This window comes from Acinetobacter sp. LipI_15 (assembly GCF_058242865.1).
Genome location: NZ_JBZAYN010000001.1, coordinates 1,560,795 through 1,579,598, shown reverse-complemented (window position 1 = coordinate 1,579,598; position 18,804 = coordinate 1,560,795). Strand labels below are relative to the sequence as shown.

Genomic DNA, 18,804 nt, shown 5'->3' with positions numbered 1-18,804 from the left:
TTAGCCCTTCACACCAAAGCCATAATTCTTAAACAGCATTTTGCTTTGCGCATGGTCTTTAAGATAACGGTAAAACTTCACGGCCTCAGGTTTAGCTGCGCCTTGCTGTGTTAAAGCCAATGGGTAAATGATGGGTTGATGGGTATGGTTTGGAAAAATCCCGGCTATTTTAACTTTAGAACTGATCATCGCATCGGTACGATAAACAATCCCCGCTTGGCACTCACCGCGTTCGACAAAAGCCAAAGCCGATCGTACATCATCTGTCCCGACAATCCTTCCATTCAAACTTGATAGCCAGCCCAACTTGGTTAGGCTTTGTTTTGCATATTTTCCAGCAGGTACAGACTCCATTTGACCTGTACATAAGTGACCTTGAAATGCCTTGGCAAAATTAAACTGCGGCACGGCCCTAAATTGCATATTCACCGCTTTAGGCGTAATCAGCACCAAATCATTGCTCAGCATATTGAACACTTGCTTTGCAGGTACTTTCTGCTTCTGCACCAAATAATTCATCCAGTCTACATCTGCTGAAAAATACAAATCACTTGGCGCACCGGCTTCAATCTGTTTGGCTAAAGCAGATGACGCGCCAAATACCGGTACAATTTTGATGTCTGGATTCTGTGCCTGATATTGCTTTGCAATATCGCTGATAGCATTGCTTAAACTGGCTGCAGCATAAATTTTGACTGTTTCAGCTTGCACCATACTCGCTGTACAGCAAAGTACAGTTAAAAAAGTAAGTCGAATATTCATAGAAAGCTCCTACTGTTGAATCAGCAAACCTTGAAGAACTTGTCCTGCTTGCACTGGTCGCCCTGCAGGAATCCGAACAAGACAACTTGCTTGCATTAAATTGCTCAGCATATGTGACTGCTGTTTAGACAGGCTGGTTAGTTGAAGTTTGCCTTGCTTATCAAACTGAGCCGACATTCTTAAAAACCGCTCACGGGCATCAGCTTTTAGGTCATGTGTCATGACTGCGCTGAACCAGTCCAGCGCAGGTGTTTGACCTTGCAAAGCTTTCATTAATGTATCTGTATAAATTTGCATGCCGACATAAACAGCAGCGGGATTGCCCGGTAGTCCGAGTAAATAACAGGAGGTGCTGTCTGGGCGTGAGTATTGTGCAAACAGTATCGGTTTGCCGGGTTTTTGTTTTACTTTCCAGAAAATTTGCTGAAAACCGATGTCCAAGGCTGCGGGACGAACAAAATCATAGTCACCCACAGATACACCGCCAGTGGTTAAAATTACATCAAAGCTGTCTTTTAAACGGTTGAATAAATCCAAGACCGCCTGCTTTTCATCTGCAATATGAATCAATTCAACTTGGACGTGCTGCGACTGAAACCATGCTGAAATCAGCGGCGCATTGGCATCAAATATTTTACCTGCACGATAATCTTCTATATTTTGTGCAACTTCATCACCTGTAATGACCACCGCAACTTTAGGGTAAGCGTAGACCTCACAATGAGAAATACCTGCCATACTCAGTGCTGCAATTGCGCCCACAGAAAGTTTTTGGCCTTTTCTTGCCAATATTTGACCCTCTGAGAATTCCTCACCTGCATCACGAATATCCGCATGCTTATTTAAAACTGAAGTCAATTCAATTTGCTGTGCATCCGCTTTCACAATTTCTTGCCGCGCTACTGTAGTCGTGCCTTCAGGAATCGGCGCGCCAGTAAATATACGGACAGCTTGGCCTGCTTTTAAAATAGTTTCAGCCGTTTGCCCTGCGCGGATTTCTCCAATCAGCTCAAATTGCGTACCTGCTTTAATTTCACCCGCCGCGCAAATGGCATAGCCGTCTACAGCGCTTTGAGCAAATAAGGGCAGCTGAATTTGTGAATGCACATCTGCCGCCAAATAACGGCCTAAAGCGTGTTGAAGTTCCAAAGTTTCATGCGCCAAACTTTGCGTATGTGTCTGAATCAGCGCAAGAGCCTCGTCAACTGAAATCAGTCCAGCCTCAGCAGCGCAGCCTGTATGCAATACAGCTTGGTTCATTGATAGCCTCCTACATGCGGAATATTCTTCTGCACATCAAATAGATGTACCAAGGCAGGTAAAATGGCAATAAGTGATTCTTTTGCGCCTTGTCTGCTGCCCGGCAATGTAATGACAAGGCTGTTATCTATATAGCCCGCAACACCACGGCTAAGCGCAGCATAAGGCGTGCGTTTTTGACCAAAACTGCGTGAAGCCTCCATCAAACCCGGAATTTCACGTTTTAACAGCGGCTGTATCGTTTCTACAGTTAAATCTTTTGGCCCTAAACCCGTACCGCCAACCGTCAATATCAGCGGGTATTGATTTTTCTGTTGCTCAATCAAGGTAAGAAGCTGTTCAGGACTGTCTGGTATCACTTGATAGCTGATATTGCTGAAGTTTGCTTCTTCCAATATTTCGAGGACATTTTGCCCAGCGGTATCCGGTTTTTTACCAGCTGCAACTGTATCTGAAAGCACAATAATTGATGCCGATAAGCTTTCTTTAAGCACACGAGTAAAATGTGATTTACCGCCTTTTTTCTTTTGCAGTTTGACTTGATCTAGGCACAAATTCTCTGGTTCACAGTGCGGTTTAAGCATGTCATACAGCGTTAAACCCGCAAGGCTGACAGCAGTTAAAGCTTCCATTTCCACACCCGTTGGGCCAATGGTTTCAACCACTGCGCTAATTTCAACATGCGCCTCAAACAATTCATATTCAACATCTGCACGGTAGATTGGCAGCGGATGACAGAGCGGAATCAGTTCATCGGTACGTTTAGCCCCTAAAATACCCGCAATACGTGCAGTTTTCAGCGCATCGCCTTTTTCTGTATTGCCATTACGCAGCAGTTCAATGCAATGTGGCGGTGCATGCAGTATTCCAGTTGCAATGGCTGTACGGTAACTTTCCGCTTTCATGCCCACATTTTTCATTGCTTTATCCTTATTTTGTTCATTTTCAGCTGTAATATTGAAAATATTGAATTTTGGGTTTTATAAATGCCATTGGTAAATATTGGCGTTCAAATACATGGTCTGGCTATTTTGATGTGAATGTTCGCATGACTCGCTATGAACATGAGCATGCTTCGTTTCGTGATCTGCCACTTCAGGCGCGTGATCCTTACGAATACAGCAGCCCTCTACATATTGACTGCTGCCATCCATATAAAACTCTTCTTTCCAAACAGGCACTTCATGCTTTACACGTTCAACCGCTTCTTCGCAGGCTGCAAAAGCTTCACAGCGGTGCGGTGCATAAGCCATAGCAATAATTGCAGTATCACCAATATCTAAACTGCCAATACGATGCACAACCCGTACATATGACACGTCGTATTTGGCTTGAATTTCCTGTTCAATTTGTCGGATCATTTTCTCAGCCACAGGCGCATAAGCTGTATATTTCAGGGCTTTTACCGCTTTGCCTTCATGGTGATTACGAACCGCGCCAATAAATACACCTATACCGCCGCATTCAGGAAATGCCTCAATGCTGTCAAAATCAGCTTGGCTGAATACTGTATCTTGTATGCGTGAAATATGCTTGAGCTCCATATTCAGCCTCCCGCCACAGGTGACAGCAGCACAACGGTACTGTCCTGCATCAATGCGGTTTGTCTTGGCACAATGTCTTCCCCAATGGCACAGGCGCAGCGCTCAAGCATGCTGAATGATTCTGGAAATTGATTTGCAACTTGCTGCAAAACCTCTGCAATTGACTGCTGTGCCAAGCAAGTCAGACTCAAATGCGCTGGCAATAGACGCTCAATAGCGCCAAAAGATTCAATTTTGATGGTGATTTGAGTCATCATTAACCTCCAATCATATGCATGCTGATTTTTCTGGTATTGCTAGTACTAGACGCTGTAATCGTGTGAAAGCCCTGTTCTTTTTGCCAAATATAGCTGCCAAGTTTGTTTTGCATGTTCAACGTATCCAGCGGATTTTCATTTTCAGCCAGTGTGCTTTTAAGTGAGCGTATGTCCTTGCTCAGGTCTAAGCCTTTTTTTGCAAATAAACAGTTAAAAAACTCACCTTGAGCATTCAGCCTTAAACGGTCACAGCTACCGCAAAATGAATTACTGATGGTTGAGATAATCCCAATCGGTAAACCGTTTACTTCATAGCTGCGGGCTGGCGATGCACCTTGCCCACACAAGATGTTCACCTCAAAAACGGTTTTCAATGTCGTTAATATTTCTTGTTCAGTGACAACGGAATCTTTAGTCCAGTTTTGATCACCGTCTAAAGGCATGAACTCAATGAAGCGCAGCTCAAAACGCTGCTGCTGTGCCCAATAAGTTAAAGGAATAATCTGCTGATCATTCAGACCTCTAATCAAAACTGTATTAATCTTAATGTCAAAGCCCGCTTGCTTAGCCGCTTCAATCCCTTCTAATACTGGCTGTAATTGTTTTTGCGTCAGCTGAAAAAATTGCGCTTCATCCAAACTGTCTAAACTGATATTTATGCCATCTAAGCCAGCTTGTTTTAGGGCCTGTGCATATTGTTTCAGATAATGTCCATTGGTGGTCATGGATATACGTTTAAGGCCTAGCTTTCTCAGCTGTTGCAGCTGTTCAATAAAATGCACAACGCCTTGACGTATGAGAGGTTCTCCGCCCGTGATCCGGATCTGATCAATCCCGCGCAGCACCATAAACTCACAAAAATTGTAAAGTGATTCAAAACTGAGAAGATTATGCTTTTTCATCCATTCAGGATGTTCAGGCATACAATAGACACATTTAAAATTACAGCGGTCTGTCACTGAAATGCGCAACTTGCGTTTTTCACGGCCAAACTGATCCTTAAAAATGGTCACTGGCTGTAATTGTGTCATGCTGTTCATGTTTATCTTCCATGGCGTTGTCATTTGCCCTGACTTTGCACAGTACAAATTTTGCGCCCTCTTTTCTTGCAGTAAAAATTGCAATAAGTGTTCCAACTTTGCGCTTTTTTGAATATTTATTTCAGAGGATTTGGTTTGTTTTTTTGATACACAAAATCAATAACTTACAAGTAACTAATAGCAATTAAAAATATAAATTGCCGTTAAGCCCATTATCTAAGGTATAAAAGCAGTCTGTTTTATCGCTAGATATCATGCTCAAAAGCTTCATATTGGCTGTAGATTTTCTCTCTGGGTTCAAAAACAGCACATTAGGCTCATTATTTGAAATGAAAGCTCCGCAAAAGGTACAGCTTTTAGAGAAAATTCAGCTGACGGTGCTGCTGCAGCTCATCTAGAGAGTTAATGCTGTGAAAAAAGAGTTCATTATTTTGAAAACGTGCAACTTGCATGTGCATTTTACTAAAACACCCCTTCAAACTGCGCTGTTTTTGATCAAGATGCACCTGCAGCATTGTGAGACTGCTTCGTTTCAGCAAACAAAATGGATACAGCGCTTTGCCATTAATTTCTACTACAGCTACTTCACACAAGGGATCCCGCTGCATGGCCTGATGCAATCTCGAAAGCACTTTCTTCGGGATATAGGTCACATCGCACGGGACAAACAGCACATAATCAGACTCAACATGTGACCACGCGCTTTTCATCCCCATCAATGGCCCTAAAAATCCGGCTTCATCATCTTGATAAAAGCGGATCGAGGGAATGAGCCGTTTATAAATCGAATGATCGCGATGGCTGTTGATCCAGACATTTTCAGCCCGTGATTTCAACTGCTGATGGATCTTAATCAGCTGAATTTCATTATCAAATTTTTGCAGCACTTTATTCATGCCGTTCATTCTGCGGGCCTGACCGCCCGCCAAAATAACCAAGTCTGTTTCTGGATAGCTTACTGATTTGGTGATTTTCTTCATCATTCTGCGTACTCCGTCTGACAGGCTTTAATTAAGCCTCGAATTTCTGATAAGCACGATCCGCAATTGCCGCCGGCCTTTAAACATGCAGTAACTTGTTTTTCATGGGTAATATTCTTTTCTTTAATGGTTTCGATAATGGTATTTTTACCGACTTTAAAGCAGCTGCACACCAGCGGACCTGCACTGTTGGTCATGTTCATCGGCTGACCCGCCAGCAGCGCTTTGCGGTGCATTGCGCTTAGACGTTCACGCTTAAACATGCCTGCAATCCAATCACGGTCTGGCAGCATAGAGCGTTGCGCAATATATAGACTGGCAATTAAATGCCCATCTTGCAGCACTACGGTATGACTCAAATCGGCAGTTTGATCTTCCAAATTCAGCCATTCAAAGCTTTCATCGGTAAATGGCAGTAATGTTTTCAGCTGCTGAACCGTGTTTCTAAATTTTTTACGATCGGCCAACTCAAAACGTGTCGCTTTCGCTGTTTTAATTTTGGTCCACCACACCGTGTTTTGAATGGTGTTTTGCACCATTTGCTCAAAGCCGTCACGTACATACAGTACACCTTGCCACTGTGTATAAAACGGCTGTACAAATACAGGTGTATGTTTAAATTCAGGCTCACCAGATAGTGCATCGACCACAGGATTCACCACTTTGCCAATACGCGCATCCGATGCGACTTGGTCATTCCAATGAATTGGCGCAAAAATTTGACCGCGTCGAATTTGACTGCTGACCTGTGCACGTAAAATACATAAGCCCCAGTTAGATTTCACCTCAACCAGTTCACCATCTTTAACACCAAACTTCAGTGCATCTTGCGGGTGTATTTCACAAAATGGTTCGGCGATATGTGTACTCAAGTTTGCAGATAAACCCGTACGGCTCATGGTGTGCCATTGATCACGGATACGGCCAGTATTTAAAACCAGCGGATATTCGCCGCAAATCTTGTTCAAAGGGTCAATAGCGGTTGTTGCTACAAACTTAGCTTTGGCATCGGCATGGCTGAATTGGCCTGCTGCAAACAAACGGCTGACTGCATCAGCGCTCTGATCTAACTGCCAAACTGGCCATTGCACGGGCTTTAATTCAGCATAATCTTGTGCAGATAACTTACTTAAACCCTGCAAGTTAAAGTAGCGAAAAGACTCAGTGGTATCACGTTGATCTAAAGGCGCATTTTGATAAGCAGATAATTTTGCATGTTCAATAAATATGTCATAGCTGCTGCTGTAGTCAAAACCGCTATAACCCATCTTTTTCGCAACTTGTGCAATAGACCACCAGTCTGCTCTGGCTTCACCCGGCGCATCTAAAAAAGCAGTTTGACGTGAAATACGGCGTTCAGAATTGGTAACGGTTCCGTCTTTTTCACCCCAGCCTAAAGCTGGTAAAAGCACATCTGCATATACCGTTGTGTCAGTGTCCTTGCAGATATCTGACACCACTACAAACTCGCATTGCTCTAAGGCACGTTTGACTTGATCTGCATCTGGCAAGCTAACTACAGGATTAGTAGCCATAATCCAGATGACTTTTATTTTGCCGCTTTCAACCGCCTGAAACAGATCAACCGCTTTTAATCCCGCTTTATTGGCAATAAATGGACTTTGCCAAAACGCTTGTACTAATGCCTGATGCGCTGTGTTATCGACATCTAAGTGCGCAGCCAGCATATTGGCTAAGCCGCCAACCTCGCGGCCACCCATTGCATTGGGCTGACCTGTCATAGAAAAAGGCGCTGCACCTAATTTTCCGATTTTGCCAGTCAGCAAATGGCAGTTAATAATACTGTTGGCTTTGTCTACACCGCGCGAAGACTGATTAACCCCCATCGAAAATAGCGACATAACTTTGTCAGTTTGCGCAAATTTTTCAAAAAATAGCTGTAATTTTTCTAAAGAAATACCTGTACGCTCAGCAACTGCTGTCATAGAAGCTTCTGTTTTACTTTGCTCCAGCGCTTGCGCCAAACCTTGAGTATGTTTGGTGATAAAATCTACATCACTATGATTATTTTGTACTAAATACTGCAGCAAACCGTTGAACAGTGCGACATCTTGCCCCGGTAAAATTGGCAAATGCAAATCTGCAGCCTCACAGGTACTGGTAAAGCGCGGATCAATGACCACCACGAACAAATCACGTTCTTCTTTGGCTTTCATAATGCGCTGATACAGCACGGGATGGCACCATGCTGTATTGGATCCGACCAGCACCACCATATCTGTATGCTCAAAGTCTTCATAGCTTGCTGGTACAAGGTCTTCACCAAATGCACGCTTATGTGCCGCCACAGCCGATGACATGCAAAGCCGTGAATTGGTGTCAATATTTGCCGTACCTAAATAGCCTTTGACAAATTTGTTAACGGCATAGTAATCCTCCGTCAGCAGTTGGCCCGACACATAAAAAGCGATGCTTTCACGTCCGTAAAGATCTATACATTGCTGAAATTTTTCGGCAATCAGTGCTGTTGCTGTGTTCCAATCTGTAGCCTGACGAGTATGAAATGGTGATGTTTGACGCCCAAGCATCGGCTGTAAAACACGTGTTTCTAATCCCATCGTATCGGCTAAGTTACTGCCTTTAATGCACAGCTTGCCATAGTTTGATGGATGGTTCGCATCGCCAGTTACGCTCACTTTTTGCCCTAAAGCTGTCTGTTCAACTGTTGCGCTCACGCCGCAACCGACACCGCAGTATGGACAAGTGGTTTGCGTTGTTTTAATTTTATTTTCTGTGGAGCTATGCAGTTCCACTATTGGGATGCTATTCACTTCTGCTGGCTCCTTTTCCAATTCTAACGAGGTATTGCAATAATTTTTAATATTAGACTACTTGCATAAGTAGATTTTTAATCAACACTTAATTCATATAGGAAGTTCCCTCTCCTTTTAAAGGATGAGGAACATAGTTCCGCAAGTGGGAGAGGATTTATATGATAAGCACCCTCATCCTAACCTTCTCCCAGTGGGAGAAGGGACTTTCAAAATTAAAGACGCATTACCCTGCTTTCTTTAATGCAAAATCCTTACCAAACAACAATTTGTTTCGGATACTTGAAATTGGGGTTTGATCTGAAATCAATTCTGCATACCATGCCCCGTCTTCAGTATCGCCAAACAGCACAGCACCAATCACTCTATCTTTTTGAATAATAATGCGTTTATAGATTTGGCGTTTTTCATCATTCAAAATAATGTCTTCAAAATCATCCAACGGTTCAAAGTTGCCTGCAGAAAAAACATCACAGCCGCTGACTTTTAACTGCGTCGGAACCGTAGGCGCTTTGAAGGTTAAGCTGCCATGTTCGGCCAAATGCGATGCACAAATGAATGCCTGTCCCCAAAGCGGTTCAACTAAACCGAAAGTTTGGCTTCGGTGTTCAATACATTCACCCACCGCATAAATACTCGGATCAAAAGTTTGCATGGTGTCATTCACCATGACACCGCGGCCGCAGCGCAGTCCTGCACTTTGCGCAAGCTCAATATTCGGACGAATACCCACCGCAAAAACCACAAGATCTGCATCTAAAACAGTACCGTCTTGCAAACGCAGCTGCTTCACATGGCCATCTTCACCCATCAACTCTTGGGTATTCGCTGCAGTCAAAATACGAATGCCTTTTTGCTCAATCGCTGATTTCAGCATCAGGCTGGCTTTTTCATCCAGCTGACGGTCCATAATACGGTCCATCAAATGCAGTACAGTAACATTCATGCCACGCTGTTTCAGGCCATAAGCTGCTTCTAGCCCTAATAAACCGCCGCCAATCACCACTGCATTTTTCTTCGTTTTGCAGTAGTCCAGCATTTTGTTGACATCATAAATATCACGGAAGCTTAAAACGCCTTTTAAGTCAGTTCCCGGTATTGGCGGAATAAACGGCTTAGAACCTGTCGCTAAAATCAGACGGTCATAATCGATGACCAAGCCTTTTTCTGTGTATACCTGCTTGCGCGGACGGTCTATGCGTACCGCCGCATCACCTGCTACAAAACGGATATTTTTGTCTTTATACCAAGCATGTGAATGCAGCATGATATCTTCAATGGTTTTATCACCTGAAAGCACAGGTGAAAGCATAATTCGGTTGTAATTACCCCAAGGTTCTTCACCAATGACCGTAATTTCATAACGCTCTGGCGCCATATCCAGCAGATCTTCTAAGCAGCGCATACCCGCTAAGCCATTGCCGACCAAAACAAGTTTCATCAACTCAGACGATGGCGCGTTATTGGTAATATAGGTTTTTTGAGCAGTTGGACTAATCAGCACACGGCCATTTTCAATTTTGCTTGGAAAAACCAAGAGTTTTTGGTCTTTATCTTCTAAGCAGCGTCCAGTAGCAAGGCTGAAATGCTGTTTATAAATGGGTGATGCCACAACACGCTCACCCTGCAAGTCACCAATAATACCGCGGGACATAACATAGGCTTGACTAAACGGATCTTGATTGCTCAGTGCATAAACCCGCTTTTCTTCACCGACACGGAATATCGCAATTTGCTGATTATCAATCCGTGCGCCCACACCTGTATTTGGCGTAATATCTTCTAATGCACAAACATCAAACCAGTCTAAATCATTCATTTCTTTTAAAATTGTCATATTTTTGATCCTTTTTTAAACTTCTTTTAGTTCACCATCTTTCGTTTCCGCTTTAGCGAGAAAGCGAATGAGGATGTAAACCAAATAAAAGAAGTTTTAAATTCGTTATTCTCTTAAGCTTCAACCACTGGAATGCGTGACGAATCGCGTTCAGCTTCTGTTTTCGGTCTGATTTGACCGCGAACGGATGCAAACTGAATATGCGGATCATTTTGCTGTTCTGCTTTTGCATTCACGAAAGTCACAAAGCGTTTACGTACTTCAGGATCTTCTACAGCAGTACGCCATTCATCTTGATATGTACCCACAACATGGCTCATACGGCGTTCAAGTTCAGCAGCTACGCCAAGCGAATCATTCACAACGACATCTTTCAGGTAATCTAAACCGCCTTCCATGTTGTCGCGCCATACAGAAGTACGCTGCAAACGGTCTGCTGTTTGAATGTAGAACATAAAGAAACGGTCAATGTATTTGATCAATGTTTGCGTATCTAAGTCTGATGCCAAAAGCTCTGCGTGACGCGGCTTCATACCGCCGTTGCCGCATACATAAAGGTTCCAGCCTTTTTCAGTCGCAATCACGCCAACATCTTTACTTTGCGCTTCAGCACATTCACGGGTACAGCCCGACACAGCCATTTTCAGTTTGTGCGGTGAGCGAAGGCCTTTGTAGCGGTTCTCTAAATAAATCGCCAAGCCGACTGAATCGTCCACGCCATAACGGCACCAAGTACTGCCGACACAAGATTTCACCGTACGCAGTGATTTGCCGTAGGCATGGCCAGACTCAAAACCAGCAGCAATCAATTTTTCCCAGATTTCAGGCAGTTGATGCACTTGTGCACCAAACATATCAACACGCTGACCGCCTGTAAGTTTGGTATATAGACCATATTCTTTGGCAATTTGACCCACGGCAATTAATCCGTCCGGAGTAACTTCACCGCCAGCCATACGAGGTACTACTGAATATGAACCGTCTTTTTGAATATTGCCGAGGTAGTAGTCATTACTGTCTTGCAAGCCCGCATGGCTTGGTTTAAGTACAAAGTCATTCCAGCATGACGCTAGGATATTGGCTGCCGTCGGTTTACAGATATCACAGCCTAAACCATGGCCATGCTGTTGAATCAGGTCATCAAAGGTTTTGATTTCGTTCACACGTACCAAGTGATAGAGCTCTTGGCGTGAATAAGCAAAGTGTTCACATAAATGGTTATTTACAGTTACACCTTGACGCTGAAGCTCCGATTTAAGTACTTGAGTGACTAATGGCGCACAGCCGCCGCAAGCTGTTGCAGCTTTAGTACATTTTTTCAATGCGCCTAAAGAAGTCGATCCGTCAGCAATGGCTGAACAAATATCTGCTTTAGAGACGTTGTTACATGAACAAATCGTTGCGCTGTCTGGCAGCAGATCGACACCGCTTCCGCCCGATTTACCTGCAGATTGTGCATAGCCAGGCATGATTAGGCTTTCTGGGCTTTCAGGAACGTCTAAGCCATTCAGCATCATTTGCAGCAGGTCATTGTATTCTTTAGCACAGCCCACCAATACTGCACCAAGTAGCTTGGTTTTATCAGCATTCACGACAATTTTTTTATAGACCTGAGCTGCTTCATCTGCATAGAAATAGCTTAAGGCATTAGGTGTCATTGCATGCGCATCGCCAACAGATGCAACATCAACACCCATCAGTTTCAGCTTGGTGCTCATATCTGCACCAGCGAAAAGTGTGCAGTTTTGTTCCATCACATGCTTTGCTGCAATACGCGCCATGTCATAGCCCGGTGCAACTAAGCCATAAATTTTATTCTGCCAAAGCGCACATTCACCAATGGCATAAATGTCAGGGTTTGAAGTTTGGCAATAGTCATTAATCGCAATACCGCCACGTTCACCAATCGCTAGACCGCTTTGGCGCGCTAATTCATCGCGCGGGCGGATACCTGCAGAGAATAAGATGATATCGGTTTCCAGTTCAGAACCATCACCAAACTTCATCACGTGCTTCGCATTTGCACCATCTTCGATGCAAGATGTCGCTTTTTGCGTATGGACTTTAACACCTAGATTTTCAATTTTAGAGCGTAAAACTTTACCGCCTAGATCATCAATCTGAACTGCCATTAAGCGTGGTGCAAATTCAACAACATGGGTTTCTAAGTTTAAATCACGCAGCGCTTTTGCTGCTTCCAGACCCAATAAACCGCCGCCGATCACCACACCTGTTTTAGCATTCAAGCTTGCGGCACGGATGGCATCCAAGTCTTCAATGGTACGGTACACAAAGCAGTTTTCACGCTCATTGCCTGGAATTGGCGGCACAAATGCATATGAACCTGTTGCGAGCACCAGCTTGTCAAAAGAAAGAATATCACCATGATTGGTCGTGACCGTTTTATTACGCTGATCAATTTCAACCGCTTTGGTGCTCAGGCGTAAATCTATACCGTATGCATCAGCAAAGTCGCTGCGGCACAGGGTTAAATCTTTAGCCGATTTACCGCTGAAATATTCAGTTAAATGCACACGGTCATAGGCTAAACGCGGCTCTTCAGCCAAAATGGTTAATTCAACATCATCACCTGCGTGTTCCAGTACAGATTCGATAAATTTATGGCCAACCATGCCATGTCCAATCATGATGATTTTCATATTCTTTCTCCGCAAGATTTTTTTATTTGCCCCTAAATCGCGATGTTTAGAGGCAACTTTTCAGTATTAGTTTTGAGCTTCAGCTAAATTTCGTTCATTTACAGCTTGTTCAAATAGGCGCTGTTCTTTTTCTTTATGCTCTACAGAGAAGCGGATCATCAGTACACAGCTTGCAGCGATAACCACTAGACCTCCCAACACCATAAGCGTGGTTTGAATATCCAGCATGCCTTTAAGCAAGAAGCCTGCAGCCACTGCACCTACGTTACCGCCTGCACCGATAATGCCTGCCACGCCGCCTAAAGCATCACGGTCAATGAATGGCACCAAGGCATAGGTTGCGCCGCATGCCATGTGAGTGAAGAGTGCGAATACTGTCATTGCAAGAATGGCGAAGATTGGCGTGCTCATTTGCGAGAACAGAATTAAAAACAGCCCTTCGAGCAGAATCATGGCGAATAACACTTTGGTACGGCCATCTAAGCCTTTTTTAGTCGCGACTTTGTCTGAAACAATGCCGCCTAGCGCGCGGGCAAACAGTGCAAGCAAACCAAAAATACCTGCTGCCATACCTGCTTCTTTTAATCCAAAGCTGAAGTGGTCGACGTAGTACATTGCTACAATGTTGTGAATAAAGATTTCAATACCGAAGCAAGCTGCGTAAGCGCCAAATAGAATCCATACACGGTAATTGCGTGCTGCATGCATTAGAATTGCCAAGCCGCCTTTTTTGTCACTGCCAACACTGATGCCTTGTTCGCGAAGTTCTTTAAAGTTGCCTTGCGGACAGTCTTGTGTGAACTTCCAGTAAAGCGCACCAACAATCAGCATCATCACACCAGGTACAATCAGCGCAATACGCCAGCCCATCGCTTGCTCTACACCAAACATAACGAGTGCGCCAAGCAGTAAAGGCATAAGGGCTTGAGTTGCACCGCCGCCTGCATTGCCCCAGCCTGCTGTTGCAGCATTGGCTGTACCCACAACATTAGGCGCAAACATAATGCTTGTATGGTATTGAGTGATGACGAAGCTTGCGCCAATCGCGCCGATCAGCAAGCGGAAGAAAAGAAAGGATTCATAGCTGCTCGCAGAAGCGACACCAAAGACTGGAATACTGCCGATGATTAATAAAGCTGTATAGGTTTTACGCGGGCCATATTTATCACATAAAGGACCAACGATCAGACGGACTAAAATCGTGATCGCAACAGCGGCAATATTAATATTGGCAATTTGATCTTTCGTGAGGTGAAATTCGCCAGCAATCACTGGCATCAACGGTGCACAGGCAAACCATGCAAAGAAGCAAACAAAGAATGCGAGCCAACTCATGTGGAAGGCCCGCATTGCTGCTGAAGAAAAATTAAATAGACTTATTTTTGTGGCTTTTTTGGCATTTAAATTTGAAGACATAACCTTCTCCTGACTGAACTGAACGCATGAATTACTCGGTTATGTCGCTAACACATAACAGAGTCGATCAGAACGGACGTCGTTGGCCGTCTAACAAATTTTTAGAGTCTTCTTTGACTCAATAAGTATTAAGCACGATACGTGCCAAGTTTTTATTTCAATCGTAAATTTCATCTCTATATTTAAGCATTGAGCTCCGATCTATCCGAAAATAAGCGAATTAAGGTAAATAGATAGTCAATATGCCTATAGAGATGCGGCTGAATGTTCAAACGTGGTTCAGCCCTGCACAAGATCAGTGCACGGAAATGGTTCAATTTTAAAATGTGCATATAACCAAGCTAAAATTTAGAAGCAGATTTATATTTTGTATTGTCTTAAAATTTGGCATTTAAATTGCTTAGAAAACTCAATACGTATTTGTTTGGCTCTGTCTGAGTGTTTGCATGCCAAAACTAAAAATAGCCCTAATTGATGATGATCAAGAACGCGCTGAATTTATTCAAGCCTCATTAATTCAACATGACTTTGATGTGGTCGCCAGTTTCATGATTGATCATTTAAATATGTCATATCTGCAAAATATTCAGGCAGATGTGATTTTATTGGATATGGATCATCCACATCGCGATGTCATTGAAAGCTGTGTCAGCCAATTTGACTTACCGACTGTTCTGTTCACTAAAAATTCGAGTCTTGAAATCATCCGAAGCGCGATTGATGCGGGTGTCACGGCATATATTGTCGATGGTATTGACCCTGCACGTTTGAATAGCATTTTAGAAATTTCGATTGAACAATATAAAAAGCATAAAAAACTGCTGAATGATTTGGCTGAAACCAAGTGCAAATTGGCCGATCGAAAAGATATTGAAAAAGCCAAAGTACTTTTAATACAAATGCATGGTTTAACCGAAGATCAAGCATTTAATTTGCTGAGAAAAAATGCCATGAGTCACCGTATGACGATGGGTGAAATGGCGCGCCGACTGCTTGATGCGCAAGCTCTGTTACAGTCTCAATTTAAGGAATAAACCATGCAAAAGCTTGAAAAAACTGATATTCAATTGGGCTATATTCCTTTACTTGACTGTGTTGCTTTGCTCTGGGCAGAACATCAAGGTTATTTTGCTGAACAAGGCTTGAATGTCACACTAACTCAAGAACCGTCTTGGGCAAGTTTACGTGACCGTCTAGCTTTTGGTTTTTTAGATGTAGCACACTGTTTATCGGCCATGCTGCCTGCGTCTGTGACGGGCAAAGACCATCTCGGCATTCCCTTACAAACCTCTCTTACACTCAGTACTAACTGGGCTTATATTAGTTTGAGTCAAAAGCTGTGCTATGAATTAAATATCCATGCTTTAGATCTACCAATTAATTCAGCAGAGAAAATCGTATCTGCGATAAAACAGAATCAAACGATTCAGTTGGCGCATGTTTTTCAGCATTCGATTCATCATTATATTCTAAGAGAATGGCTGGCACTTGCAGACACAGAAATTGCTCAAACGCAAACGTTTTCAACTTTACCACCGCCTTATATGGTCGAAGCAATATCAACGCAACGAATTGATGTATTTTGTGTCGGAGAGCCGTGGAATACGCAAGCTGAAATACAAGGCTATAGTCGTATTATCGTCAATAGCCAAGATATTATTGATCATATTCCAGATAAAGTTTTGGCTTTTACCCATGATTGGGCAGAAAAACATCCTAATACCTTAAACGCAATCAATCTTGCCATCCAAAAAGCCCAAAACGATCTGCTTCAACAAACGCATTTTTCTGAAATATTTTCTTTGTTAAAGCAATATCACATCATCCGTTTTGATTGTTCTGAGCAGATTCACGTCGAGGCTTTTCATCGGATCAAAAGAATCATTCAAAATTTTGGCAAGAGCCAAGCGCCACAAACGTCAGATTTTGAATGGATGATTCAAAAAATGCAGCAATATGATCAATTGAATATTGAAGATGAAAAGGTTTTTGAAATAGCTCAGTCTTGTATTTATCAGGATGCTTTGGGCTGAAGTGATTGATATTCCATAAGACCCTATCATCTGAATAGTGGATCTTGTGTTACATCGACCATGAAACCTTGACTTAGTTATGCATCTGCATCGATGGCGCGCAGATCGATATTTTCTTCAACAAAGACTTCACGAATGCAATCCAGTATCTTTGGAATGTAATTACTATGATCCATATTGCGCACCGACAAAGAGATTGGACTATAGGCTTCCAAATCTAAGATTGGGATGTACATCAAATTTTTCATGCCAATATCACTGGCACTTTCAGGAATCAAGGAAATGCCCTCTCCCGACGCCACTAAGCCCAAAGCCATATGAATTTCACGCACTTCGGTTAAATGTTTAGGTACAAGTCCTAATTCGGTAAATATCGATTGAATGAGCGTGGAAAAATTCGGTTTCGGTGTCGTTGGATAGGCAAAAATGGGTTCATCTAAAATTTGAGAAAGATAAATGCCTTTGTCTTTAAATTCAGCCAAATGATGATTTTTATGAATAGCTAAACGTAGCGCTTCTTTTCTTAATAAAATACGTTTAATGGACGGATCAGTTAATCGAAGTCGTCCAAAACCAATATCAATTCGACCGGTTTTTAAGGCTTCAATCTGGTCGCGTGTGCCACATTCTATGAGTTCAACATGAATATCTGGGTTACGTTGTCGAAATAAATAAATAATTTGCGGCAATAATGCGTATAAAAGCGAACTGACATAACCAATGCGGACAGTTTTATCGACGGCATTAATTCGCTGTGCCATAGTTGTGGCCTGGGCGGTATGCGTCAATATCTGTACAGCATGCTCATAAAAGAACATACCTGCTTCTGTGGTTTTCACGGGTCTAGAACCACGCTCAAACAAGGTAATCCCCAGTTCTTCTTCAAGTTTTTGAATTTGGCGGCTCAAAGGCGGCTGAGCAATACATAATTTTTCTGCTGCCTTGGTAATACTTTGCTCTTCAACCACGGTGACAAAGTAACGTAAGTGCCTTAATTCCATTTATATACCTTTTAAGTATCTAAAAATACCAAAATCGCTCTAGTTAAAGATATTACATTAAATTAGGGTATATAAATAGTTGGATAGATAAGAAATACGCAAGATGTATAAGTCGATTGAAACCCTGCTCGTGGAAATCCCAACAATCCGTCCGCACAAGATGGCTGTTGCAACCATGCAAACGCAAACCCTTGTTTTGATTAAAATCACCACCGAAGATGGTTATATCGGTTGGGGTGAAGCGACGACGATTGGCGGTCTAGGCTATGGTGAAGAAAGCCCTGAAAGCATTCGTACCAATATTGAAACTTATTTTAGTCCTTTACTGAAAACCCTCACTGGTTTGAATGTTGCTCAAACCATGCAAGCCATTAAACGTAATATCAACGGCAATCGCTTTGCTAAATGTGCCATTCAAACTGCGCTACTCGATATTTTAGCGCAGCGTTTAAATCAGCCTTTGAGTGAAGTATTGGGCGGTCGCTTACGTGATAGCTTACCAGTTCTTTGGGTACTTGCATCTGGCAATACGGAAAAAGACATTGCCGAAGCACAAAAAATGATTGCGGCAAAACGACACAATATTTTCAAACTTAAAATCGGTTCACGCCCCGTTGAAGCCGACGTTGAGCATGTATTAGCCATTAAAAAAGCATTAGGTGCGGACATTTCTATCCGTGTGGATGTTAACCGTGCTTGGTCTGAATTAGATGCCATTAAAGGCATTCAGTTGTTACAAGATGGTGGTGTTGACCTGATTGAGCAGCCTTGCGCAATCGATAACATTGACGCGATGCGCCGTTTAACTCGTCGTTTTGATATTGCGATTATGGCAGATGAATCACTGATGGGGCCTCAAACGGCATATCAACTTGCGCGGCACAATTCTGCCTCTGTTTTTGCAGTCAAAGTTGCACAGTCTGGCGGTTTAATCGAAGGCTGTGAGGTTTCTAAAATCGCCAAACTTGCGGGTATCGATTTATATGGTGGGACCATGCTTGAAGGCCCTGTGGGCACTATTGCATCGGCACATGCATTTTCTACATTTGACAATTTAGCTTATGGCACGGAGCTTTTTGGTCCATTGCTGTTAACTGAAGAAATTTTAAAAACCCCACTTCAATATCAAGATTTCGAACTCAAGATTCCGACCACAGCAGGTTTAGGGATTGAAATTGATGAAAACAAAATTGATGACTTACGTCGTAAATAACATTTACCT

15 protein-coding genes are annotated in these 18,804 nt (G+C 43.0%); 3 read left to right on the top strand and 12 right to left on the bottom strand.

All coding sequences use genetic code 11. From position 1 onward, the window contains the following. The 11 genes from modA to AC4CU0_RS07545 form a co-directional block, all read right to left on the bottom strand. Positions 1-762, bottom strand: a complete 762-nt coding sequence (modA, locus tag AC4CU0_RS07595; RefSeq protein ID WP_490742853.1) for a molybdate ABC transporter substrate-binding protein — start codon at positions 760-762, stop codon at positions 1-3. A gap of 9 nt (positions 763-771) precedes the next feature. Beyond that, positions 772-2,022: a molybdopterin molybdotransferase MoeA gene (locus AC4CU0_RS07590; protein ID WP_490742852.1), complete on the bottom strand. Its 1,251-nt coding sequence runs from the start codon at positions 2,020-2,022 to the stop codon at positions 772-774. Next, a complete protein-coding gene (gene moaCB / locus AC4CU0_RS07585; RefSeq protein ID WP_490742851.1) occupies positions 2,019-2,942 on the bottom strand; it encodes a bifunctional molybdenum cofactor biosynthesis protein MoaC/MoaB in 924 nt (307 codons plus the stop codon). Before moaCB ends, AC4CU0_RS07590 begins: the two co-directional genes overlap by 4 nt. A gap of 60 nt (positions 2,943-3,002) precedes the next feature. After that, positions 3,003-3,566 carry a molybdenum cofactor biosynthesis protein MoaE gene (locus tag AC4CU0_RS07580; protein ID WP_490742849.1) on the bottom strand — a complete coding sequence of 188 codons (564 nt, stop codon included), beginning with the start codon at positions 3,564-3,566 and terminating at the stop codon, positions 3,003-3,005. 2 nt (positions 3,567-3,568) lie between these two features. Then, complete coding sequence (locus tag AC4CU0_RS07575) at positions 3,569-3,820, bottom strand: MoaD/ThiS family protein (protein ID WP_180004419.1); 252 nt, start codon at positions 3,818-3,820, stop codon at positions 3,569-3,571. Between the two features lie 2 nt (positions 3,821-3,822). After that, positions 3,823-4,863: a GTP 3',8-cyclase MoaA gene (gene moaA / locus AC4CU0_RS07570; protein WP_490742848.1), complete on the bottom strand. Its 1,041-nt coding sequence runs from the start codon at positions 4,861-4,863 to the stop codon at positions 3,823-3,825. A 356-nt stretch (positions 4,864-5,219) separates the two neighbouring features. Beyond that, positions 5,220-5,843, bottom strand: coding sequence for a molybdenum cofactor guanylyltransferase (gene mobA / locus AC4CU0_RS07565; RefSeq protein WP_490743478.1), 624 nt, complete (start codon positions 5,841-5,843; stop codon positions 5,220-5,222). Beyond that, entirely contained in the window at positions 5,843-8,635 is a 2,793-nt protein-coding gene (locus AC4CU0_RS07560) for a molybdopterin-dependent oxidoreductase (protein WP_490742846.1), read from the bottom strand. The genes mobA and AC4CU0_RS07560 overlap by 1 nt, the downstream gene beginning before the upstream one ends. 226 nt (positions 8,636-8,861) lie before the next feature. Next, a complete protein-coding gene (nirD, locus tag AC4CU0_RS07555) occupies positions 8,862-10,472 on the bottom strand; it encodes a nitrite reductase small subunit NirD (protein ID WP_490742844.1) in 1,611 nt (536 codons plus the stop codon). A 113-nt stretch (positions 10,473-10,585) separates the two neighbouring features. Further along, a complete protein-coding gene (gene nirB, locus AC4CU0_RS07550; RefSeq protein ID WP_490742842.1) occupies positions 10,586-13,132 on the bottom strand; it encodes a nitrite reductase large subunit NirB in 2,547 nt (848 codons plus the stop codon). 66 nt (positions 13,133-13,198) lie between these two features. Further along, positions 13,199-14,548 (bottom strand): MFS transporter, encoded by a 1,350-nt coding sequence (locus AC4CU0_RS07545; protein ID WP_180054753.1) that lies wholly within the window; start codon positions 14,546-14,548, stop codon positions 13,199-13,201. 446 nt (positions 14,549-14,994) lie between these two features. Between AC4CU0_RS07545 and AC4CU0_RS07540 the strand changes: the two genes are divergently transcribed. Together AC4CU0_RS07540 and AC4CU0_RS07535 are read left to right on the top strand one after the other, a co-directional pair. Then, the gene (locus AC4CU0_RS07540; RefSeq protein ID WP_078190882.1) at positions 14,995-15,582 is read left to right on the top strand and encodes an ANTAR domain-containing response regulator; all 588 of its coding nucleotides are present in this window, start codon (positions 14,995-14,997) and stop codon (positions 15,580-15,582) included. A gap of 3 nt (positions 15,583-15,585) precedes the next feature. Further along, positions 15,586-16,581 carry an ABC transporter substrate-binding protein gene (locus tag AC4CU0_RS07535; RefSeq protein ID WP_490742841.1) on the top strand — a complete coding sequence of 332 codons (996 nt, stop codon included), beginning with the start codon at positions 15,586-15,588 and terminating at the stop codon, positions 16,579-16,581. A gap of 77 nt (positions 16,582-16,658) precedes the next feature. Here AC4CU0_RS07535 and catM read toward each other — a convergent pair whose 3' ends face one another. After that, the gene (gene catM, locus AC4CU0_RS07530; protein ID WP_078193763.1) at positions 16,659-17,582 is read right to left on the bottom strand and encodes a cis,cis-muconate-binding transcription regulator CatM; all 924 of its coding nucleotides are present in this window, start codon (positions 17,580-17,582) and stop codon (positions 16,659-16,661) included. 103 nt (positions 17,583-17,685) lie between these two features. On the opposite strand from catM, the gene AC4CU0_RS07525 reads away from it, so the two are divergent. Further along, complete coding sequence (locus AC4CU0_RS07525; RefSeq protein ID WP_490742839.1) at positions 17,686-18,795, top strand: muconate/chloromuconate family cycloisomerase; 1,110 nt, start codon at positions 17,686-17,688, stop codon at positions 18,793-18,795. Positions 18,796-18,804 lie beyond the last annotated feature (9 nt).